18 protein-coding genes are annotated in these 21572 nt (G+C 31.5%); 9 read left to right on the forward strand and 9 right to left on the reverse strand.

All coding sequences use genetic code 11. From position 1 onward, the window contains the following. The first annotated feature begins 97 nt into the window (after nucleotides 1-97). Together ACVCXO_RS04000 and ACVCXO_RS04005 are read left to right on the forward strand one after the other, a co-directional pair. Nucleotides 98-3004, forward strand: a complete 2907-nt coding sequence (locus tag ACVCXO_RS04000) for a PEP/pyruvate-binding domain-containing protein (protein WP_452228305.1) — start codon at nucleotides 98-100, stop codon at nucleotides 3002-3004. Further along, nucleotides 3005-4264 (forward strand): serine hydrolase, encoded by a 1260-nt coding sequence (locus ACVCXO_RS04005; protein WP_452228306.1) that lies wholly within the window; start codon nucleotides 3005-3007, stop codon nucleotides 4262-4264. It begins immediately after the preceding gene. Here ACVCXO_RS04005 and ACVCXO_RS04010 read toward each other — a convergent pair. The 7 genes from ACVCXO_RS04010 to ACVCXO_RS04040 all read right to left on the reverse strand — a co-directional run bounded on the left by ACVCXO_RS04010 (nucleotide 4254) and on the right by ACVCXO_RS04040 (nucleotide 13768). Beyond that, complete coding sequence (locus ACVCXO_RS04010) at nucleotides 4254-7085, reverse strand: Npt1/Npt2 family nucleotide transporter (RefSeq protein ID WP_452228307.1); 2832 nt, start codon at nucleotides 7083-7085, stop codon at nucleotides 4254-4256. The genes ACVCXO_RS04005 and ACVCXO_RS04010 overlap by 11 nt on opposite strands. Before the next feature lie 125 nt (nucleotides 7086-7210). Further along, nucleotides 7211-8131, reverse strand: coding sequence for a serine hydrolase (locus tag ACVCXO_RS04015; RefSeq protein WP_452228308.1), 921 nt, complete (start codon nucleotides 8129-8131; stop codon nucleotides 7211-7213). Nucleotides 8132-8364: 233 nt separating this feature from the next. After that, nucleotides 8365-9351, reverse strand: coding sequence for a phosphotransferase (locus ACVCXO_RS04020; protein WP_452228309.1), 987 nt, complete (start codon nucleotides 9349-9351; stop codon nucleotides 8365-8367). A gap of 44 nt (nucleotides 9352-9395) precedes the next feature. Next, nucleotides 9396-10937, reverse strand: coding sequence for an acyl-CoA carboxylase subunit beta (locus ACVCXO_RS04025; RefSeq protein WP_452228310.1), 1542 nt, complete (start codon nucleotides 10935-10937; stop codon nucleotides 9396-9398). 217 nt (nucleotides 10938-11154) lie between these two features. Next, entirely contained in the window at nucleotides 11155-11625 is a 471-nt protein-coding gene (locus ACVCXO_RS04030) for a hypothetical protein (RefSeq protein WP_452228311.1), read from the reverse strand. A 68-nt stretch (nucleotides 11626-11693) separates the two neighbouring features. Further along, the gene (gene accC / locus ACVCXO_RS04035; protein ID WP_452228312.1) at nucleotides 11694-13148 is read right to left on the reverse strand and encodes an acetyl-CoA carboxylase biotin carboxylase subunit; all 1455 of its coding nucleotides are present in this window, start codon (nucleotides 13146-13148) and stop codon (nucleotides 11694-11696) included. Nucleotides 13149-13279: 131 nt separating this feature from the next. Beyond that, a complete protein-coding gene (locus ACVCXO_RS04040) occupies nucleotides 13280-13768 on the reverse strand; it encodes an acetyl-CoA carboxylase biotin carboxyl carrier protein subunit (protein ID WP_452228313.1) in 489 nt (162 codons plus the stop codon). 206 nt (nucleotides 13769-13974) lie between these two features. On the opposite strand from ACVCXO_RS04040, the gene ACVCXO_RS04045 reads away from it, so the two are divergent. Then, the gene (locus ACVCXO_RS04045; protein WP_452228314.1) at nucleotides 13975-15447 is read left to right on the forward strand and encodes a T9SS type A sorting domain-containing protein; all 1473 of its coding nucleotides are present in this window, start codon (nucleotides 13975-13977) and stop codon (nucleotides 15445-15447) included. Here ACVCXO_RS04045 and ACVCXO_RS04050 read toward each other — a convergent pair. Together ACVCXO_RS04050 and ACVCXO_RS04055 are read right to left on the reverse strand one after the other, a co-directional pair. Next, on the reverse strand, nucleotides 15437-16129 hold the full coding sequence (locus ACVCXO_RS04050; RefSeq protein ID WP_452228315.1) for a PrsW family intramembrane metalloprotease: 693 nt from the start codon (nucleotides 16127-16129) through the stop codon (nucleotides 15437-15439). The two genes, ACVCXO_RS04045 and ACVCXO_RS04050, sit on opposite strands and share 11 nt — an antisense overlap. Before the next feature lie 13 nt (nucleotides 16130-16142). Beyond that, entirely contained in the window at nucleotides 16143-17399 is a 1257-nt protein-coding gene (locus ACVCXO_RS04055; protein WP_452228316.1) for a flippase, read from the reverse strand. Nucleotides 17400-17488: 89 nt separating this feature from the next. Here ACVCXO_RS04055 and ACVCXO_RS04060 point away from each other — a divergent pair, with 89 nt between their 5' ends. The 6 genes from ACVCXO_RS04060 (at nucleotide 17489) to ACVCXO_RS04085 (ending at nucleotide 21561) form a co-directional block, all read left to right on the forward strand. Next, nucleotides 17489-18469, forward strand: coding sequence for a helix-turn-helix transcriptional regulator (locus tag ACVCXO_RS04060; protein ID WP_452228317.1), 981 nt, complete (start codon nucleotides 17489-17491; stop codon nucleotides 18467-18469). Between the two features lie 214 nt (nucleotides 18470-18683). Beyond that, the gene (locus ACVCXO_RS04065; protein ID WP_452228318.1) at nucleotides 18684-18842 is read left to right on the forward strand and encodes a hypothetical protein; all 159 of its coding nucleotides are present in this window, start codon (nucleotides 18684-18686) and stop codon (nucleotides 18840-18842) included. 19 nt (nucleotides 18843-18861) lie between these two features. Then, a complete protein-coding gene (locus ACVCXO_RS04070) occupies nucleotides 18862-19071 on the forward strand; it encodes a DUF6140 family protein (RefSeq protein WP_452228319.1) in 210 nt (69 codons plus the stop codon). A gap of 49 nt (nucleotides 19072-19120) precedes the next feature. After that, nucleotides 19121-19267 carry a hypothetical protein gene (locus ACVCXO_RS04075; protein ID WP_452228320.1) on the forward strand — a complete coding sequence of 49 codons (147 nt, stop codon included), beginning with the start codon at nucleotides 19121-19123 and terminating at the stop codon, nucleotides 19265-19267. A 6-nt stretch (nucleotides 19268-19273) separates the two neighbouring features. After that, on the forward strand, nucleotides 19274-21037 hold the full coding sequence (locus ACVCXO_RS04080) for a hypothetical protein (protein WP_452228321.1): 1764 nt from the start codon (nucleotides 19274-19276) through the stop codon (nucleotides 21035-21037). A 2-nt stretch (nucleotides 21038-21039) separates the two neighbouring features. Then, complete coding sequence (locus ACVCXO_RS04085) at nucleotides 21040-21561, forward strand: hypothetical protein (RefSeq protein ID WP_452228322.1); 522 nt, start codon at nucleotides 21040-21042, stop codon at nucleotides 21559-21561. Nucleotides 21562-21572: the final 11 nt, after the last annotated feature.

Genomic DNA, 21572 nt, shown 5'->3' on the forward strand with positions numbered 1-21572 from the left:
AAAAGTTTTTCGTTTTTAATATTAGCCATGTATTTTCGTATTGTTTATTATATATATTAGTACTATATTATAATCTATATCAACCCTTTTAATTAAAATGAAAAATAGACTTCTATTTTGCTTTAGTATTTTTTTATGTTCGTCTTCTTTAATGGCGCAAAAGCTCGATTCCGAAAAGATTAAAGAGCAAATCACACAATATAAAAACGATCTGCGTGGTCCTTATAAAGACATTCGTTGGTTTTGTACAGATGGCAGTATAAGACAACCAAAAGATCCTTGTCCAGATAATATCGGGCCAGGAAATCAGCATGCCAGATATAAAGATGAAGTTGAAAAATTAGCGAAAAGTAACCATGTTTTTTTAGGACAAATTTTAACCTACACTAAAAACGAAGCATTTTGGGATGTCGATCATAATAACTCTAGATTAAAACAATATCAAATTGATAAGTATTTAAGAGCTGTAGATGATGGTTGGGTGAATAGAAAAAGCCAATTTTATCGCGGTGCAATCCAATCGGAAGATGAAGAAGCTTGGGGAATCGATTTTTATAAATGGTTACTTGCTAAGGATGCATTGTTAGTGGATAATTATTATTTAATAAGACAGTCGTTAAAAGATATTCCGCATAGTGGCGACGATAATGTAGCGCAACTCATGCGTAGTCAGTCTAAAGTGCTTTCTGATTTATATCCTTCCTTTATGGATTTACGTGTTAAAATACATGCGCAACCAGAATTTGTAGATATTGAAAAAGTGAAAACTTTTAAAATAAAGCACGTTTCAAAAATGTCTTCTAGCCAAACTAAAGTGTTAGACGAATTAGTAGCCACTATGACTATGTTTTTTAAACCTATTGATTTAGTTTCGTTACAACAGAAGGCTACTTTATTAAAAACAACAGCTTTTGGAGAAGCCTTTAAAGATTATGCTTTAGCGAATAATGTAAACACAAATGCAGCAGATTTAATTCAGGATACAGCAGAATTACTAGTAAATTTAAGAACCAATCTTTTAGTAGAAAAAAGACCTTTGGCACGTTTACAAATGCTAGATGTTTCTATTAAATTAGAAGAAGTTATTTTTAAAAATGCACCACTTTGGAAACCGGAAACGGTAGAACAATTAGTAGAAAAAGTATGTTATCTGGGAATGGCAACAGCGGCAGCTGGCTATATTGAACAACACGAATGGGAATCTTTAAGTCTAACCAAAGCAGCTAATTTAAATAATGAATCTACATTAGGAGAATTAACAACCATCTTACAAAGCGGAAGAAGTTTGGTAGAATGGAGTTCTGGAATGGTGAAAGCCAATTACCAAAATGAAGTAGATACATACACAAGCTTTGAGCCTTTAGCTTATGGTTTTATAGATGATAAAATTAGAGGTTCTATAGCTTTACATTTAGGAAAAGCAGTAGGAGAGTTAGGTGATTTTATTGCTCAAGAATCTTCTTTAACGAATAAGGCTTTAAACATTCCAAACCAAAGTACTATTCGTGGTTTAAATCCGGGTTATGCTTTTGGTGAATTAGTGGTTGTTGCTGGATCTCCAGATGCTATTGAAGTATCTTCCAATAAAATATATGTGTTTCAACGTCCGCCAGCAGATTTAAAACCTATTGCGGGAATTGCAACCGTTTCCGAAGGGAATATGGTCTCTCATGTGCAGTTGTTAGCGCGTAATTTAGGAATTCCGAATGCGGCATTATCCGATGAGAACTTGGATGATTTAAAACAATTTAGCGGACAAAAAGTATTTTATGCAGTTTCGAATAAAGGAAATGTGATTATAAAAGCAGAGAAAGATATGTCTGCGGAAGAGGTAGCATTGTTCGCGAAAAAAGAACGTAAAGAAGGAAAAATTGAGGTTCCGGTAGAAAGTATTGTTTTAAATGAAACGAAAGTTTTAAATATGCGAAATGTGGATGCTAGTGATTCTGGAAAGATTTGCGGTCCAAAAGCAGCTAATTTAGGACAACTTAAAAAAATGTTCCCAGAGCAAGTAGTAGAAGGTTTAGTGATTCCTTTCGGAATTTTTAGAGATCACATGGATCAAGAAATGCCAGAACAAAATCAATCATATTGGGAGTTTTTAAGTGCTATGTTTCAAGAAGCAATAGCAATGGAAAATAAAGGTATTGTAGAAGAAGAAATTGAACATTATCAATTACGCCAGTTAGAAATTTTACGTGCAGCGATTAAACAAATGCCTTTAAAAGCAGATTTTATTTCACAAATGGAAAATGATTTTAAATCCGTTCTAGGAAAAGGCTTAGGAGAAATTCCTGTGTTTTTAAGAAGCGATACCAACATGGAAGATTTAAAAGAATTTACAGGAGCAGGTTTAAATCTTACCTTATTTAATGTCGTGGATAAAAACAAAATATTAGAAGGCATTAAAGATGTCTGGGCTTCGCCATATACGGAGCGTAGTTTTAAATGGCGACAAAAATATTTATTAAATCCTGAGAATGTATTTCCTTCTATTTTAGTTATTCCTAGTGTAGATGTAGATTATTCAGGAGTTTTAATTACAAAAGGATTGACTTCAGGAAACGATAATGATTTAACCGTTGCTTTTAGTAGAGGTGCGGGTGGCGCAGTAGATGGGCAATCGGCAGAAACCTATTTGCTAAAAGATGCAGGAGGTTCTCAATTATTAGCACCTTCTAGAGAGCCTTTTTATAATAGTTTACCAATAACTGGAGGAACGCTTAAAAAGACAGCAACCTTTGCGCAACCTATTTTAAATGCACAAAATATTGCAGATATTAAGCAATTGGCAAAAACAATAAGAGAAACCATGCCAAAAGAAACCAATTCAGATTATGAAGGAGCTTATGATGTAGAGCTAGGTTTTAAAGAAAATAAATTATGGTTATTTCAAATTAGACCTTTTGTAGAAAATAAGAAAGCACTAAGTTCTTCGTATTTAGAATCCATCACACCAACCATTGATACTAACAAAGCGATTTCGCTTTCCAATAAAATATAAATGAAAAAAGTAATTTTATTAATCGCAGCGGTATTTGTTTTTTCTGCATTTACTACCATAATGGTATATCCTATTGATGGATATGAATACACAGGAATAAAACGTTTAAAGCGGTTAGCCCTTATTAAAAGCGGTGAAATTGTTGAAAAACAAACTCTGCCAGAAGGTGCTTTTAAATCGTATTTAGATATTAAACTAAATTTAAAAGAGAAAGCAGCAGACAGTTTACATTGTTTTTTTAAGGAAAATCCTGCTTTTCAAAAAGAGATCAGCGATTTGTTTCGAGGTTTAGATAAAAGTTATTCGTTAACGGTTTTAGACATCACGAACTTAAACGAAATTAAATACGCACATAGAAATGAAACTTCTGGTTATCAACCGGGAAGTGTAGGGAAATTAGCGGTTTTAGTAGGTTTATTTGATCAGCTAGCAAAAATTTATCCGGACGATTTTGATAAACGTATTGCACTCTTAAAAACCAAAGTGGTGAAAGCTGGAGTTTGGGGTTTAACTGATGAACATACCATTCCTATTTATAATATAGAAACTAAGAAATTAGTAAAACGCCAAGTGATTGCTAGTGATGAATTTTCGTTATTTGAATGGGCAGATCACATGCTTTCAGTTAGTAATAATGGTGCTGCAAGTATTGTTTGGCGAGAAGTATTATTAATGCAAGCTTTTGGTGAAAAATATCCAGAATTAACCGAAACGGAAGCTTTAACGTATTTTAAAACTACAGAAAAAAAGGTGCTTACAGACCTAGGAAATGACGTGGTTAATTTACCATTACGTGATTTAGGAATCACTGCAGACGAATGGCGCTTAGGAAGCTTTTTTACAAGAGGAGCAAATACCTATGTTGGGGATAAAGGTGGAAGTATTGGTACGCCACTTGGTGTAATGAAGTTTTTAGTGCAATTGGAACAAGGTAACGTGATAGATGCCCAATCTAGTCTAGAAATGAAACGATTGATGTACATGACCGATAGACGAATTCGGTATGCACAAGCACCAGCTTTAAAAGAAGCTGCTGTGTATTTTAAATCTGGTAGTTTGTATAAATGTGATAGAAGTAACGGACAAGAATGCGGAAAGTATATGGGGAATATTCAGAATTTTATGAACTCGGTTGCCATTGTAGAACATCCAGATAACACAACGTATATGGTAGTTTTAATGACGAACGTTTTACGGAAAAACTCTGCTACAGATCACATGAATTTAGCAGCTAATATAGATAAGCTAATTAGGAAATAGTTTGTAAAAGCGATTCCGTTTTTGCTCTAATTTTTTTATTGGTTTCATTGATTAAAACCATTTCTAAAAGGGATTTATAATTTGCAGTATTCGATTTTTCAATGAGATATAATACTGCAAATTTTAATTTCACATCTTTCCGTTTTAATAATTCATGATAACATTCTAATTCACTTAAAACCTTAAGATTAAGCTTCTTAATTTTTTCTTCGGAATTGGCGTCTAGTAAAATCGATTCCGCTAAAGGAATTAATTCCTTTTTAAGTTGACTATTTAAGATATTATCTAAAAATTCAATGGCATGAATACGCTGTTCTTCCTTCCCATTTATAATAGTTTTTAAAATAGGATCTACATCGTTAGGTGGATATTTTATTCCTAAAAACCTAAAAATACGTTGCAGTTGTCTATCTAATCGTTGTTCTAAAACATGAATTAATCCATTTCTAGCTTCGTTTTCCTCTTTAGACTCTATGGCTACCGATTTCTTTTTATACTGAAGTACAATTTGTGTGTGTATTACCGCTAATGTATTTTGATATAATTGACATTCGTCTAAAATTTTATCAACAATAAAACGGTCCTTGATTTTTAAGTTTGGGTATTTCCATTTTAAACGTTTTAAGGCTTCAATAGCTTCTACTTTTACCGTATGCTCTGTGTCATTAGTTAAGAGGATTAAAGTCTGAATGGCCTTTTGTGATTTGAATTTTTCAATAGCCAAAATAACATAAGCGGCATCTTCAAAGTCTATCGTTTCTTTGATTATTTTATGGTATAATAGATCCATAATTGGTTCGCCATAAATGTGTAAAGCATCTACAGCTATTGGTCTAGTTTCTTTTACCGATAAATGCGAAATGATTAAATCTATAAATTCAGGATCTAAGGTTTTTGAAGCACTAGTTATTGCCGTTTTTACCACTTCTATATCTTTGGAAAGTAATTGGGTTTTAATAACGTTATAATAGGTGCTTATTTTTGCATTTCCGATACTTTCTAATATCGCTTTTATAGTATTACTTTTAAATTCTTCGTTTGGTAATTCTAAATATTTAATTAATGCAGTTTCTATTTTTTGCTCTAAATTGAATTTATTTTGAAGCGATGGATTGTTCCTTAATTCTAAGGATAAACCTAATAATGCAGCATTACTTATGGTGTTGTCATCGCTATTGCTGTATTTTTCAAATAAAACGATGGTATTTTGCTTGTAGTTTTTTAATAAATATCGAAAAGCAGAAGTGGTCACATTTTGATCTTTATCTTGAATCATGCTTTCCATTTGTGCCGATAAATTTTCGGTTTTTAGAAAGTACAAATTCTCAATTGCTAAAGCTTTTACTCTAGGTGAAGGATGGTTTAATAGGTTTTTAATGCCGTTAAAGAAACGTTCGTCTTTAACTTCCAATGTTTTGGTAAGCATATTAATAATTTGATTTTCGGTACCGGTATTGAATACTCTTTTTACCGACTCTATAATGGATGTTACCTTAATTTCTTCCTTTAAATGCTTGTCTTTTTTAGTGGTAGATATTTCTAATAAATCTTTAAATGCGATGATATATTCTTTCCTTAAAAAATAAATAAGCGTCAGCCAAACCACTATTAAAATAATTATAATAACACTTATATAGGTGGAAGAAATATCTAATCCGTTGATAAAGAAAATTAAAATAAACCCGGCAATTCCTGTCGCAATACTATCTACAACAACATCTGTAAAGGTTTTGGTTTTCTTTTTAATATCTATTGGGATTGGAATCGATAATAACTCCGTAGATGCTTTGTTTACCGATTGTTTTAAACTACCATCTACAATTTTAATAAAAACAATAATCCATAATTGCGGAATTAAAAGTAATAAGATCGAACCAACTAAAATTCCTGTAGGTAACCATAATAGGGATTTTCCAACACCAAAAGTTCCTACAATACGTTTGGTTAAAAATAATTGAATAACTAGTGAAATGACGCTTAAAGTAGAAAACCAAAATCCGAAAAAGGAGGTAAGATCCTCTTGGTTATCTATAAGTCTAAAGGCATAATCACTATATTGATAATCTACTAATTTTGCAACTAAAACGCTAATACCAATCACCAATGCTATTAAACTTAATAGCTTCGATTGTTTTATTAATTTGAAAGGCGAATCTCCTTTTGGGCTACTTCTAAAAGATACTTGAAAAGGATTTAATTTAATAACTTCTGTTTTCCAAATAAATCTAGTGATTACAATACATGTTGTTAGGAGCAGAGCAGCAACAAAAAGTAAATCTTCCGTATTTATAAAATTGGTAAGTAGTGAAGTTAAGTAACCTCCAAAAATACCACCGGCTATTGCGCCAGCACCAATAAAACCAAACACGCGTTTTGCTTCTCTAACATTATAAACGAGGTTGGCTAAAATCCAGAATTGTGAAGCGGTTAGTAAACCAAAAATAGCTACCCAAACATATGGAATGTATAAAAAATAACCAGTAATTAGGTTGAGATTTAAACCAATACCAAATACAATTAATGAAATTACAGAACCAATTAACGTTCTGTCTATTATAATATTTAAGGGATATTTACCTAATGCTTTGTCATAAAAATAAGACCCTATAATGGCTAGAATAGCAGTAAATACATAAGCTAAAGGCAATGCGTCTGATGTTAATTCGGATAAAAAAAGCGAATTAATAGTCGGCTTAATAATTAATAATGTAGTAATTAATATGAAAATATTAAACTGAAGGAGAAGTGTTTTGTTCAACTCTTCTTCTTTTAAATCAAAAACCTTTAAAATATATCGCTTCAGAATATTAATTATGGACATCAAGGTGTTTTATTATATGAAATTTATACCAATCAAAAATAGTTAATATATATTCTAGTTATTCGTCCTTAAAGGAAAATAATGGAATATATATTAACTATAGATATATTAGTAATAAAAAACTTTTAGTTGGAAGCTAGCTTTGTTCTTTCGTGTTTCTTTAACGCTTTTTCAATTGGGTTTACTAAGCTTCTTATAATTTGTTCTCCATCTGCATCATCTATTAATGCTACTAGAATATAGCGTCTGTTGGGGTCATTTCCCCAAACTAAAATAGAATCTGAATGATAGGTTTGCCAAGAACCCGATTTTCTAAATAATTGTGCTTGTGGAGCAATTTTTTCAATAGAGTTCACAAACTTATGATGTAAATCTGGATTGCCCATAATGGCAAGCATTTGCTTAGAACGTTTGTTATTTACAAGTTTTCCATGCGCTAATAAATAATAATAACGACAAACTTGATCTACAGTTGCAGCGTGGCTTAAGTTTTTTAAAGGTTCTCTATTGGTGTCTCCACCGCCGCCATAACGTTTTCCAACCCATAAACCACCACCACAATCTTCATCGTAAAACATGTATTTAGGATCTGTCATTACCGATTCTATTTTCTCATAACCTAATCGATCTATCATTCTTGTAGATGCTGCATTATTCGATTTGCTAATCATTAAACGCATATCATTCTTCACTTCAGCAGTTTCTTTTAGTTCGCCTTTATCAATAGCATCCATTGCAGATAATAAAACAGCAATTTTAGGTAAACTTGCTGCGTACATCATGTATTCGCCATTTACACTTGCATATCGCACGTGATCGGGATTACTTAAATCTACAATACCAACAGACATTTTATTTTGCGCAATTAATTTCTTCCAATTTGGATTTGCATTTAACTGCATTTCTAAATTATCTTGTAAAGAAGCATTTTTAAGAGAGGTTAACGGAACTATTTTAGAATTATCTACTTGAATAGGTAATCCGTTTTGTCCATTAATGAATAGGTGAAGACCTAGAAATAACACAATAAACAATTTTGTTTTCATTTTATATTTTATACGTTTTAAGAATATAGTCAAAGATATTTAATTCGCTCACTACTAAAGTGTTAAATTTTATACTTTGCTTACATATGTATTACATAGTAAATACGATAGTTTGCACTCATTAGGATCTCTAGAATATGTTAATATTTTAAAAGGAAGAATAAAGAAGTCGTCTACCGCTAAACTTTTGGTCTTATAACTTTAAAATTATGGTGTATAAAAAGCTTGGTTTTTTAAATTTCTAAGTCATTAAATGCCATCCATTGTTTTACGGTATGTATCCAATATTTTAGAAAATCTTCACTTAAAAATGGATTCGAAAAATCGTTGAAACGTTTTATATGAATACCATTATAATGCAACCAAATAGCCAAGCTTCCAAAGGGAATCAATCGTTTTTCTTCTTTAGAAATAGAAACAATAGATTCGTACCCTTCATAAAAACGGATGCGTTTTTCTTTAAAGGAATCTTTATCAGGTTCATTTCTAAAAAGGATCATCAAACTATAGGAAATATCTAAAAACTGCCAACCATTACCACAATTATCAAAATCGAATAAAGTGATTTCAGAGCCATTTTTAATCTTCATATTTTCATACCAAAAATCTAAATGCACCGTTCCAGTTCTAATATTTTGTGTATCGGCATTTTCAAATTCCGAAGTAATTATAGTATTTGCCCGTTTGTAATATTGCATTTCTTCAGAATCTTTTTTGAAGAAATTGGTTGCAGCTTCATAGGCTTCATGTACAAGTGTATTGGCGTTATAATCTATTCGGTTAATGGATTTGTTACTCGTTAACTGATGGAATTTTGCCATCGTTTCCCCAAGATTAAAGCAAATTTCTTTGGAAGGATTTCGAACTGTTTCACCTTCAGCATAAGAAAAAAGAACAGCAAAACGTTCCCCTTCCGAAGCATCTATACTTTGAATATAGTTATCGTTTTTATCTTTTATAGGATAGGAAACAGAAAGACTATTCGACTTTAAATAGTCTAATAATTGTAATTCTGCTTTTATTTCATTTTTAGTTCTCCAATTTAGGAAATAGACACGTAAAACATATTTTTTAGTTCCTTCTGAAACTAAATAGGTATGATTAACCCCAATTTTTAAAACGCTACATGTTGTGGTAGCTTTGAGATTATAGTGTGTTTTTACAAATGCCGAAAGATATGCTGGCGAGATTATGCTACTAATAGTAGGAGCGTAGTCCATTTGGAAAAAAGTTTAAGATTTAGTGTTTTCTGTCTGCGCAGGAATTATAACGGAATATTTCCATGCTTACGTTTTGGTCTTACAACCTCTTTATTCTCCAGCATAGTAAAGGCTTTAATTAACTTTCGTCTGGTGTCTTTTGGTAGAATAACTTCATCTATAAATCCGCGCTCTGCTGCACTATACGGATTCGCAAAAAGTTCTGCATATTCTGCTTCTTTTTCTTTCCATTTAGCGTCTTTGTCTTCCGCAGTATTTATTTCCTTTTTAAAGATAATTTCTGCTGCTCCTTTTGCGCCCATAACTGCAATTTCAGCACTTGGCCAAGCAAAATTCATATCACTTCCAATATGTTTCGAATTCATTACATCATAAGCACCGCCATATGCTTTTCTAGTAATTACCGTAATTCTTGGAACGGTAGCTTCACTAAAAGCATATAAAAGTTTTGCACCATGTACAATAATACCATTCCATTCTTGATCTGTTCCAGGTAAAAATCCTGGTACATCTTCTAAAGTTAATAATGGAATATTAAATGCATCGCAAAAACGAACAAAACGTGCCGCTTTTTTAGAACTGTTTACGTCTAATACACCAGCTAAAAACATAGGCTGATTAGCTACAATACCGATACTTCTTCCGCCTAAGCGAGCAAAACCGACAAGAATATTTTCTGCATAATTTTTATGGATTTCATAAAAAGAATCTTCATCTATAATTCCTGAAATTACAGCATGCATATCATACGGTTTATTCGCATTGCTAGGAATAATAGTAGATAAACCATCTCGTACTTCGTCTTGTAATTCAAAAGGAAGTAGGGCAGGAGTTTCTGTATTATTTTGTGGTAAATAGCTTAATAGTTTTTTTATATCTTCTAAACATTCCACATCATTAGATGATGTTTTATGTGCTACTCCAGATTTAGTAGAATGTGTACTTGCACCACCAAGTTCCTCACTAGTAACTTCTTCATTCGTTACCGTTTTTACAACATTTGGACCCGTTACAAACATATAACTAGTGTCTTCCACCATAATGGTGAAATCGGTCATTGCAGGAGAATATACTGCGCCGCCAGCACAAGGTCCCATGATTGCAGATATCTGAGGAATCACTCCAGACGATTGCACATTTTTATAAAAAATATCGGCATATCCACCAAGAGAGCGAACACCTTCTTGAATACGTGCACCACCAGAATCGTTTAAACCTATAATTGGCGCACCAACTTTAAGCGCTAAATCCATAACCTTACAAATTTTTTCTGCATGTGTTTCCGATAAAGAGCCACCAAAAACGGTAAAATCTTGCGCAAATACATAAAGAAGTCTTCCGTTTACCGTTCCGTATCCAGTAACCACACCATCGCCATAAAACTGTTGCTTTTCCATACCAAAGTCTTTGGTTCTGTGTGTTACTAAAGCGCCAATTTCTTCAAAAGAACCTTCATCTAATAAATACATAACGCGTTCTCTTGCGGTTAGTTTTTTCTTTTCGTGTTGCTTATCTATTCGTGCTTGTCCACCACCTAAAAAGGCTTTAGCAAGTTTTTCGTTTAGGTTTTTTATTTTGGATTCCATTATTTAGTATTTTATCGCAAAGACGCAAAAGCGCAGCGCTGTATGTGATTACTTCTATCTGTTAATTAACTCTTTTAAAATATTTTTATTTGTATGTGGTTTGTTGCGTGTTAAAGCACTAAATTCAGAAAATAAAACCGAATAGAAAATCTGATAGGATTTTTGTAAGTAGTCTAGAACTAGCAATAAATTATATAAGGTGTTGCCTATAGCTTTTTTAACCTTTGTATTTCAATTCAATTATTTTCCCGTCGATTACAAATGTATCTATGATTTCGTTTTTATCAAACGAAGGTTGGAACTCTATAGCTATCTTTCTTTTTTTATTTGGTTTAAGTTTTTGCTGCATTTTGTTTGTTTTACCTGTCAACTTCATAGCAGCTAAAACGAAATCAATACTATGTAATTCAGAATTGTTGTCTTGTATAAATATTTTTTCAAAATCAATTATTTGAGTTTCTGAAGATTTATTATTGAATTCTAATACTATTGAGATGAACCGTTTTCCTTTTTTAGCAATAATTGTATTGGAATAATTTGCAGATCCTCTGTCAATCATTCTTTGTTTTTTTAATTGATATATTCTAAATTCAACCTTATCAGAGTAGTCGTAATGCACTTTCCTGTCTATTTTTTGTGCAGAAATAAGTAAAGGAAAAAGCATCAAAATAAGTATTATTTTATTCATTTGAATAGGGTTTTTGTTACTGTTTTGGTCAATATTGCAAAAGGAATACGACTTCTGTGTTGTTGTGTTTATTGTTGCTTACTGTTTACTGCTACACGCAATAATTTTTGATCTTCTATATATTGTTTTACAGCGATTAATGCTGCAATTTTTGCTTCTTCTTCCTGTTTGCTTTTTAACGCTTCCGCGGAATAATATTTTTTCACAAAATGCGTGTCAAAGTTTCCGGAACGGAACGCTTCATGTTCACAAACAAAACTTCCGAAAGGCAAGGTCGTTTGAATACCTTCTACTTGATAATCGTTTATCGCTTTGATCATTAGCGCGATAGCTTCTTCTCTAGTTTTTCCGTAAGTAATCAATTTTGCAAGCATGGGATCGTAATAAATAGGAATATCCATACCTTGCTCAAAACCATTATCGACTCTAATATTTTCGCCAACAGGTAATTTATAAACTTCTAGATTTCCAACACTTGGTAAGAAATCGTTTAAAGGATCTTCGGCATACACACGCAATTCTAGGGCGTGACCATGAATTTTTAAATCTTCTTGTTGCATAGGAAGCGTTTCGCCTCTTGCTACACGAATTTGTAGTTCTACCAAATCGGTATTGGTGATCCATTCGGTAACTGGATGCTCTACTTGTAAACGCGTATTCATTTCTAAGAAATAGAAGTTAAGGTCGTCATCGAGTAAAAATTCCACTGTTCCTGCACCAACATAATCACAGGATTTAGCCACTTTAATAGCTGCTTCTCCCATTTTTTCTCGCATTTCTGGAGTTAATACTGCAGAAGGTGCTTCTTCAACTACTTTTTGGTGACGACGTTGTACACTGCATTCACGCTCGAATAAATGTACCACATTACCATGCGTATCTGCCATGATTTGAATTTCTATATGTCTTGGTGAAGTCACATATTTTTCAATAAAAACCGAACCATCGCCAAAAGCATTTACAGCTTCGCTAATAGCACGATCCATTTGTGAGGTGAAATCGGCTTCTTTTTCTACGACACGCATTCCTTTTCCACCACCTCCAGCAGATGCTTTTATTAAAATAGGAAAACCAATTTGTTTGGCTAATTTTTTTGCTTCTGGTATATCGGTTATCGCTTGGTCTGTTCCGGGAACCATAGGAATGTTGTATGCTTTTACAGCTTCCTTTGCTGCTAGCTTAGATCCCATTATTTTTATGGCTTTGCTTTTCGGACCAATAAATAGGATGTGGTTTTCTTCGCAAGCTTCTGCAAAATCGGCATTTTCAGATAAGAAACCATAACCAGGATGAATGGCATCTACATCTAAGCTTTTTGCAACTTCTATTATTTTGTCACCTAATAAATACGATTTGTTTGAAGGTGCTTCTCCTATTAAAACGGCTTCGTCTGCAAACCTTACATGTGGCGCATTTCTATCTGCAGTAGAATACACTGCAACGGTTTTAATTCCCATTTTTTTTGCAGTTCGCATCACACGGATTGCAATTTCTCCTCTATTTGCTACTAGTAATTTTTTCATCGATAAATGTATTTATCGTTCCCGGAAAACGGGAATCTATTTAATTTTTATTTCCGTGAAAACGGAAAACTTATATTTTATTATTTAATAGCAAGACTTTCAAAAACCTTGTAAAAAATCAACTTATTTATTTAAGCTTCAAATTCAATTAGTAATTCGCCTTTATCTACAGCATCTCCTTTTGTAACAGAAATAGACTTTATAACTCCATCTCTTGGTGACGTTAATGCGTTTTCCATTTTCATGGCTTCCAATATTAAAAGGACATCATTTTCTTTTACTTCTTGACCAGTTTTTGCAATGATATCTAGTATTAATCCAGGCATTGGTGCTTTTATATCGTTAACCATTTTGGTGGCACCGATCTCAAATCCCATTTGCTTTATTAAAACATCTAAATCGTTTAAAATATTTATGTTATAGGTGTTGTTATTCACTTTTACTTGGTATGCTCTTTCTTTAAAATTGGCTTCCGTAATTTCTGCTTTAAAGGAATGGTTATTCTGAAGGATATGAAATTTGGATGGCCCTGTTTCTATAGTATCTAATGCTAAAGCATCGCTTTTTGTAATATCAATTTCTGTAGCGCTATTGATTTTTACTTTATAAGATGTATTCATTGTATGAAATTTAAATGCAAGTAAATATATGTATAATAAAGAAAACCTTTTAAAGTAATATTCGTTTTTCTGCTAATTTGTTATAGTTCCGATTTTTAGCTGTAAGAATTATTTGGCATCTAAAAATGGATTTAATGCGTATATCTCATGTAAACCAAAAGAATCACTAAGGGTTTATTTTTCAAGGAAATATAAAATTTAAATCGATGAAAAAAATTACGTTACTTATTTTCTGTTTTATATTACAAAAAGGATTTTCACAAAACCTCGGACAAGGTTACATCGCTAACGACTTGGACCAACACCCAATGCAAAGCTTAACAAAACCAGCTTATCTGCAGTCGGTTGCAGATCCATCATTTCCAAATACACAAATAAGACGTATTACAAATGCTTCCTCTGGAAATTATATAAAACCAATGTATAGTACCATTCCGGCTTGGAATGCTGACGAAAGTTTGATGCTTGTTTATGGAGGTGGAACGCATCAGCTTTTAAACGGACAAAATTATACATTTATACGAAACCTAACCGATGTAAATCCAGACGATATAGAAAATATTTTTTGGTCGTTTACAGAACCAGACATTTTGTTTTATATGGATGGAAGTACAGACGATTTAATTCGGTATAACGCACAAACACAAGTAAAAACGATTCTTGTTAATATAAGAACCATTAGTAGTTGTGTTTCTGGAAATGGTTTAACTGGCGGTAATGATATACAAATGATGTCTTGGGATAGTGATGTTTTTGCATTTAGATGTGGAAATGATGCTGCTTATTATTACCGAATTTCTACAGGAGTTTTAACCGAGTTTACTATTTCTAATATAGCATTTACTGCTCCAATGCCTTTTCCTAGTGGTAATTTGTTTTTTCATCTTGGCGATATTTATGATGCAAACGGTGATTTTGTTAGAAGTTTAAATCTAGATGTAGTATATGAACATTCTTGTTTAGGAAAGCTAAGTAATGGACATGATGCTCTTTTTGCTATTGGTTTTGAGGAAGGTCCTAATGGAGGTTGTCAAGGTACTTTGGTAGCGCATGATGCAACTACTGGAAGTTGTTTTTCTGTAACGCCTACAAGTGATTATGCGTATCCAAAACCTGGAACACATATTTCTGCTTTAGCACATGCAAATAATGAAGATGGTTGGGTTGCAGTTTCTTCTTTAGGATTTCAGCTAGATGGTGTGCAAATTTTAGATCAAGAAATTTTTGTGGCTAAAGTGAATCCTAGTGATGCCGATGTGTATCGCGTTGCGCATCATAGAAGTGATAGAGATTCATTTGGTTATGAAGGTGAACCACATGTTACTATGAGTCCGACAGGAACACGGTTATTATTTGGAAGTGATTGGAGTGGTGCAGAAGATGGAATTTCTGTAGATAGTTATGTTGCGGAATTAGATGTTTATTCCTTAGGGATTTTGGAAGGAAAAACAAATACATCTATTCAAATTTATCCTAATCCGGTGGTTGATTTTTTACATGTTTCTGCGGAAGATGTATCTACTCTAAAATATAAAATCATAACTATTTCAGGACAAGTTGTATTAGAATCTGAAGCAATTACGAATACTAAAATTTCAGTAGAATCTCTTTCTAAAGGTATTTACTTTGTAACGTTTTATTCCAATGAAAAAGTAGAAACCTATAAGTTTATAAAGTAAACGAATCTTTAAATCTGGAGTTATTAGAGTGTTTTTTAATTGCTTTTCTAGAAAGTACTAATCCTATGAAAAGAGATATAAAAGCACCAATCCAGATACCCGGAATAAATTCTAGAAACAAAAAGAAATCGTAAGTACCATGAAAAAGAACAGCAAGTATTAAACCTAATAAATTGAGTCTTCTTCTGTTTTTAGAAAACTTTGCTTTTCCCATAAAAAAGCCCATTATGACGGCAAAAGTTGCATGCGCAGGAACGGCTGTAAATGCTCTTAAAAGCGCTGTTTGCATACCGCCTTGTAATACATACATAATGTTTTCGGTAGCAGCAAAACCCATAGAAACCATTACGGCATAAACAATACCATCAAATTGTTCGTTGAATGCTTTGTTTGGTTGTGCAAAGTAGCGCACGATAATATATTTACTAAATTCTTCAATTAAAGCAACGATAAAAAATGCCTTTATAAAAAGTTGTAAAACACTTTTATTTCCAACGATTTCTATAGGAATGGTATAATCTGAAAGGATATAAAGTACCGTTGTAACGATGATACTTACAACAGCACCAAGTAAAAAACTGAAGAATAATAAACGCTTCGGTTCTTTGTCGTATTTATCTTTGTAATAGATATATAAGATGATTAAAAAAACGGGAGCTATTGCTAGTAGGAGTAGATGCATGATTCAAAAATAATTAAAAAATAGATAACACTTGCTTTCTACTTTCTTTATCTAAAAAAACATAGGCAATGTTGGTTATAAAGTGGCTCGTTAAAACAGCTATAGCGGCTCCATTTACATAGAAAACAGGGATTAGTAAATAACATAAAACAACATTTGCTACGCAACCAATTATAAAACGATATACGTTTTTTTGTAAATGACCGGTATTAACCAAGTGTTTTTCGAAAATCATTCCTATAAAAACAAAAAGTGGCGCCCAACAGAAAATGAATAATGGCGTTTTAACTTCGGAATAGGAATTGGTGAAAAAAGTGTCTAAAAGCGTATTTCCGAAGCATGTGTAAAAGCTTCCGATAGCGATTCCTAAAGCGAACATGATTTTTAAAAGTTGTTTTATCTTTTGACGATACAGCATTTTGTTTTCTTGAAAAGATTCTGCTAAAGAAGGATATAATGCATTAATAATTGAAAATCCAATATTCCAAGTTAAACCAATGACTAAGAACTGAACTGTTGCAAAAATTCCGATGGCATGATCGTTATGAAAATATTTTAGAAATAATTCGTCAATAGTAATGTAGAACATAATTAGACTATTCGAAATTATTAAAGGAAAAGACATCTTTAATAAAGATTTTGCTAAAGGCAAGGAGAACGTCCATTGTTTAAATAAAAAAGGCTTTTTATGTTTTAATAGGATGCCATAAATAAGACCTTGAATAAAGAAATCTAGAATAATAAGTTTCGCAAAATAATAAACATCTAACTGTTTTTTTACTCCGTAATATTGCAAAGAAACGATAATAATTAAGCTTGTTATTTTGCTGATAAAAATATATTTAGTCCATTTATTAGCTATTAAATAATACTCAAAAACATCGGTTATTTTAAAGAAGTAACTACAAGTAATAATAAGATATAAAGCCGTTAACGGACTATTTTTAGCAAAACTAAAATAGATTAAAACGCCAATAAATATAGCACACCAACTTATAATTCTTAGGTAAAAAGCAGTAGCCAAAATAAGCGGACTACGTTTTGGATGAAACACAATTTCTCTAATACAGATAGCAGATAAGCCCAAGAAAAACAAAGGCGTAAGCATACCTAAAATGGATTCTACAAATTTGAGTTTTCCTATGTCCGTAGTACCTAAAGTATTAAAGATTTTAGGAACTATAAAAACACCAGTAATCAGTTGTATTATTTTTTCTAGCGTAAACCATTTGGTAGCAATAAAATCTTTTTTACTAAAAACCGATGTCATGAAATGTATTTAAAAATCAAATATATAAAAACAGATTCCTTTTAACTGTTTGAAAGATTATTATTACATTCGTTTTTACAAACAGTACTATGACTCCAGAGTTTCTTCGTCGATATTATATTTTACGCGTTATTTCAAATCCGAAAGTATATGGCATTGAAAAAAATGGTTTTGTGCCTCTTTCCGATTTACAAAACGCTCTCGATCAATTGCGTTTAGATAATATTGACGATCCGCTTTACGATAAATTAAATCAGTTTTCTCAAAAAACGATTAAACGGGACTTGGAAAAAATAAAGTCGTATTACCAAGCTATTATTTTACACAAGCGTAATTATGGGTATTATGTAGAAGGTTATGAGGTAAGCGAAGCATTACAGGAAGTTTATGAAAAAACCGAACTCTATCTTTTAAATCATCATGCGCATGCTTGGAAAGAGCATGTTACTACTTCTCGAAGTTCTTTAAGTTCACAAGTAGATTTGGTTTCTCTTATACATGCTATTGAACAACAGTTTTTGGTGGAGATTGTATATTATGGTTGGTATGACGATAATGGTTTTCAAACTATTTCTGGTTTTTTTCAACCTTTACATATTAAAGAAATTAATAAAGCTTGGTATTTAATAGCGCATAACAAGCAATTTGGAGTGTACGCTTTTTGTTTGGACTATAGAATTAAAATGTTGCAAATTGGCAAACAGCAGGTAAAAGAACCTATAGTTTTTAATCCATCTGCGTATTATAAAAATACGATTGGTATTCTAAAAACAGGCATGCAGGCAGAATGGATTCATTTAAAAGTAGCGAATCACCATTTTAAGTATTTGGAGACAAATCCTTTGCATCCTTCCCAACAAATTGTAGTCGCTCCGAGAAAACTAGATACGCAAGATTTAGATTATTCTAATCCAGATATTTGGGGAGAAATAAAACTATTTGTAGAACCTAATTATGAGTTTTTAATGGAAATATTAAAATACAACATTTGGGTGAAAGTTTTACGTCCGTTGCATGTTAAAGACTATGTAAAGCGGCATTTAGGTTTGATTGTGGAATATTATAATTGATTTAGTTTCTATATAATTTTCATTAATTACGATTTATAATTTGAATATTCCAATTCTTGGTTTATTACAATTCCCAATATTTGGGAAAACCACCTTCTAATATTTCATTATAATTATTTTAATCGATTAAATTTATTTTAAACGGACAGGTTTTGTCTATTTTGAAAATACATTTGAAAAATCTTACAAACCAATAACCCAAATTAACGAAACAATGGCAACCTACAAATGCCGAATCTGCGGCATCTATAAAAACGACACCTTAAATTCACAATTAAACACTAGCATAACCTGTAAGCATTTAGGTGGTGCAAAGGAAGCTGGGTTTCATGGTTGGGATAAGGTTTCGGAAGAGGATTTGAGGTTGGATTGAATTTGATAAAAATATTATCATGGCAACATTTGAAATAAAAACGAAGCAAGCTATAAACGTGCAAGGCGAATATGTAGATGCAGGTTTATCGATACAGATAAGCTCTATGTTTTCTAATCCTTTTGACGAGGTAGAAAAAGTGCGTAAAGCATTTATAAGAGTCCACGGAATAGATTTAAAACCCGAAGGCTATTTGAGTTTGGGGTATTTGGAGTATAATAAATTATAAGTATTCCTGAATTGATTAACTATAATAATAATAATAATAATTTAAAATAATGGCAACCTACAAATGCAGAACCTGCGGTATTACTAAAAATGATACGTTAATATCTAAAATGAGTACACCTACAAAATGCAAACCAGCGAATACCAGTGCAACACTTTCTCATCATTCCTGGTCTAAAATTTCTAATGAAGATTAATAAATTATGGCAACATTTGAAGACATCACAAAATGGAATTTAAAAAGTTTACTTCCAGAAGTAATTAGGCAAATTCACGAATTAGTTATCAAGTTATCTACTAATAGAGTAATTTATAATAGAAGACAATTAGTTGATTACCTAAATGAGAATATTGAGGGCTTAGATCTTAAAGAAGGAATTTTATTAAGGTATATTTTAAAAGAGGCTTATATAAAAGCATCTCATTCAAAAACAGTACAGGATGGAATTATCAACAATTTAATAGAAAATAATAGTAATGATAGTATTTATAGTCCTAATAGATTATTTGTCAATTCAGCTTCTCTAACTTATGATGGAGATTATTTGAAAAATTTTGAAAACAAAATAAAATTAATTGAAAATAATTCCTTGGAAATACGAGGAATGGACGTGGTTAATATTTTAAATCAATCATATCAAAGTGCTTTAGAAGTTACCAAAAAGGAAGAATTCTCGTTAACAGGAAATACTAAAGTTGAAAATGCTTATAAATATGCTGTTGATGTAAAAAAAGGCTATATTAATATCATTAACAAATATGATGAAATTAAAGATGTAAACTTAAATTTGATTAGTGATTTTGAGTTTTTACGAAATGAATTAAAATTATTAAGAACAGATTTAATTGACTTATTGATAGATTTATTTGGAGATAGTATAAAAAATAATGAACCTGATCTATTTGATTTTTCCGAAGTTGAATGGATAGATTTTGAAAGTACTTGGGAAAATTTAAACTTATATTTTTCACAAATAGAACAGAACCTCCAAAGTTTTAAAAATATTCATGATTCAGAAATGAATAAGTTAGGTGAATCTGGTTTACAGTATGGAAAGCAAGCCTTTAATAACCTAAAGAAAAAGAATAAGAGTGGTGGCCTATCAACAGGTGATATTAAAGGTGAGCTTGCAGGAGCTGCTATTAGCATGGCTATTCAGGGTGTTTTTAGTGTTGGAAAAACTAGAAGTGAATCCAAAAAGACTATAGCGATGATTAACAAAGACGTTGAAGTTCTTAAAAATGAGATGCAAAACGATCAGAATAAAATGATAAATGATTTGTTAAGAATAGCGAGTATTTTTTCTCATTTAAATGATAAATTAATCCCAAGTTTCAAAATATTCATAAACAAAGTGATTTCAATTATTGAAGATGATATAAAACCCATCTACAAACAAATAGAATCAATTGAAGGGATTAAAGAAAAAAGGGATAATAATTCTAAATTAATTAAAGAAACAAGACTGATTAGGTTAGAGCTTGCTGATAAAGAAAATGGATTAGACTTTTGTGACATAGAAAAGGTTAGAATAAATGATCTACTAAATAAATCCCAATTTGAATATAATTTTGTACTTGATATAAAACCAGAAAAACCATCTTTGTTTTATAAGATCGTCTCTTTAGGAAAAGGAACAAGATTCTATAATGAAGTTTTATTGGAATGGAATGAATTCTGTTTACCTGTTGTAGAGTATTATGATAATTTACAAGAATTACTATTAAGACAAGATGCTATTAAAAATGAGATACGTACAGATTTAAAAGATTTAAATGAGCGCAAAATTGAACTAACTAGTTTAATTAAAAAGAATTCTGAAGAGATACATGGGATTTTTAATAAAAGCTCATTTTCAAAAGATATTTTAAAATCGCTACTTAAAAACATTAAAGAAGTTTCTGATGCGTCAAAAACTACAATTTCTGTAGAATTACTAACTGAAGACTTAAAAATTCTAAATTAAAAATGGATTCACCTAACCTTACTGTGTTTAATCAAATTGAAAAAAAGGAAACGCAATTATTATTTTTCAATGGTATAAAACAATTTACTAATCAATTGAATAATGAAACAAATTTTGAAGTTCTAATAAAGTCTCATCTTAATGAAAGAATAAATGAAAATGATAGTTTTTCCTTTATGTCTGGCAACCAGAAATCGGAAATGGTAAATTTAGGTTTAGACATTATTAAAAATGAGTTTGAGTCTAGGCTAATTAATTTAGAAGCGGATCAATTAAGAGCTGTAAACCAAATTAAAGAGGATGCATTTTTAAACTTGTTCAATGAGAATCTTTTTAAGTTTAAGGAGAAAGTGCTTCAAAACCAATCTGATTATGAGAGTTTATTGAATATAAACAACAATGATTCAATTGACTCTTTAAAGGAAATGTCAAAAATTATTAACAACAAATATAATCCTGATCTAACAACAAATGTTGATGAAGATATCAATGATTTTTTAAATGGTGGAGATCTTGAATTTTAAATAAAAAAAAT

This window comes from Lacinutrix sp. MEBiC02404, from assembly GCF_053601575.1.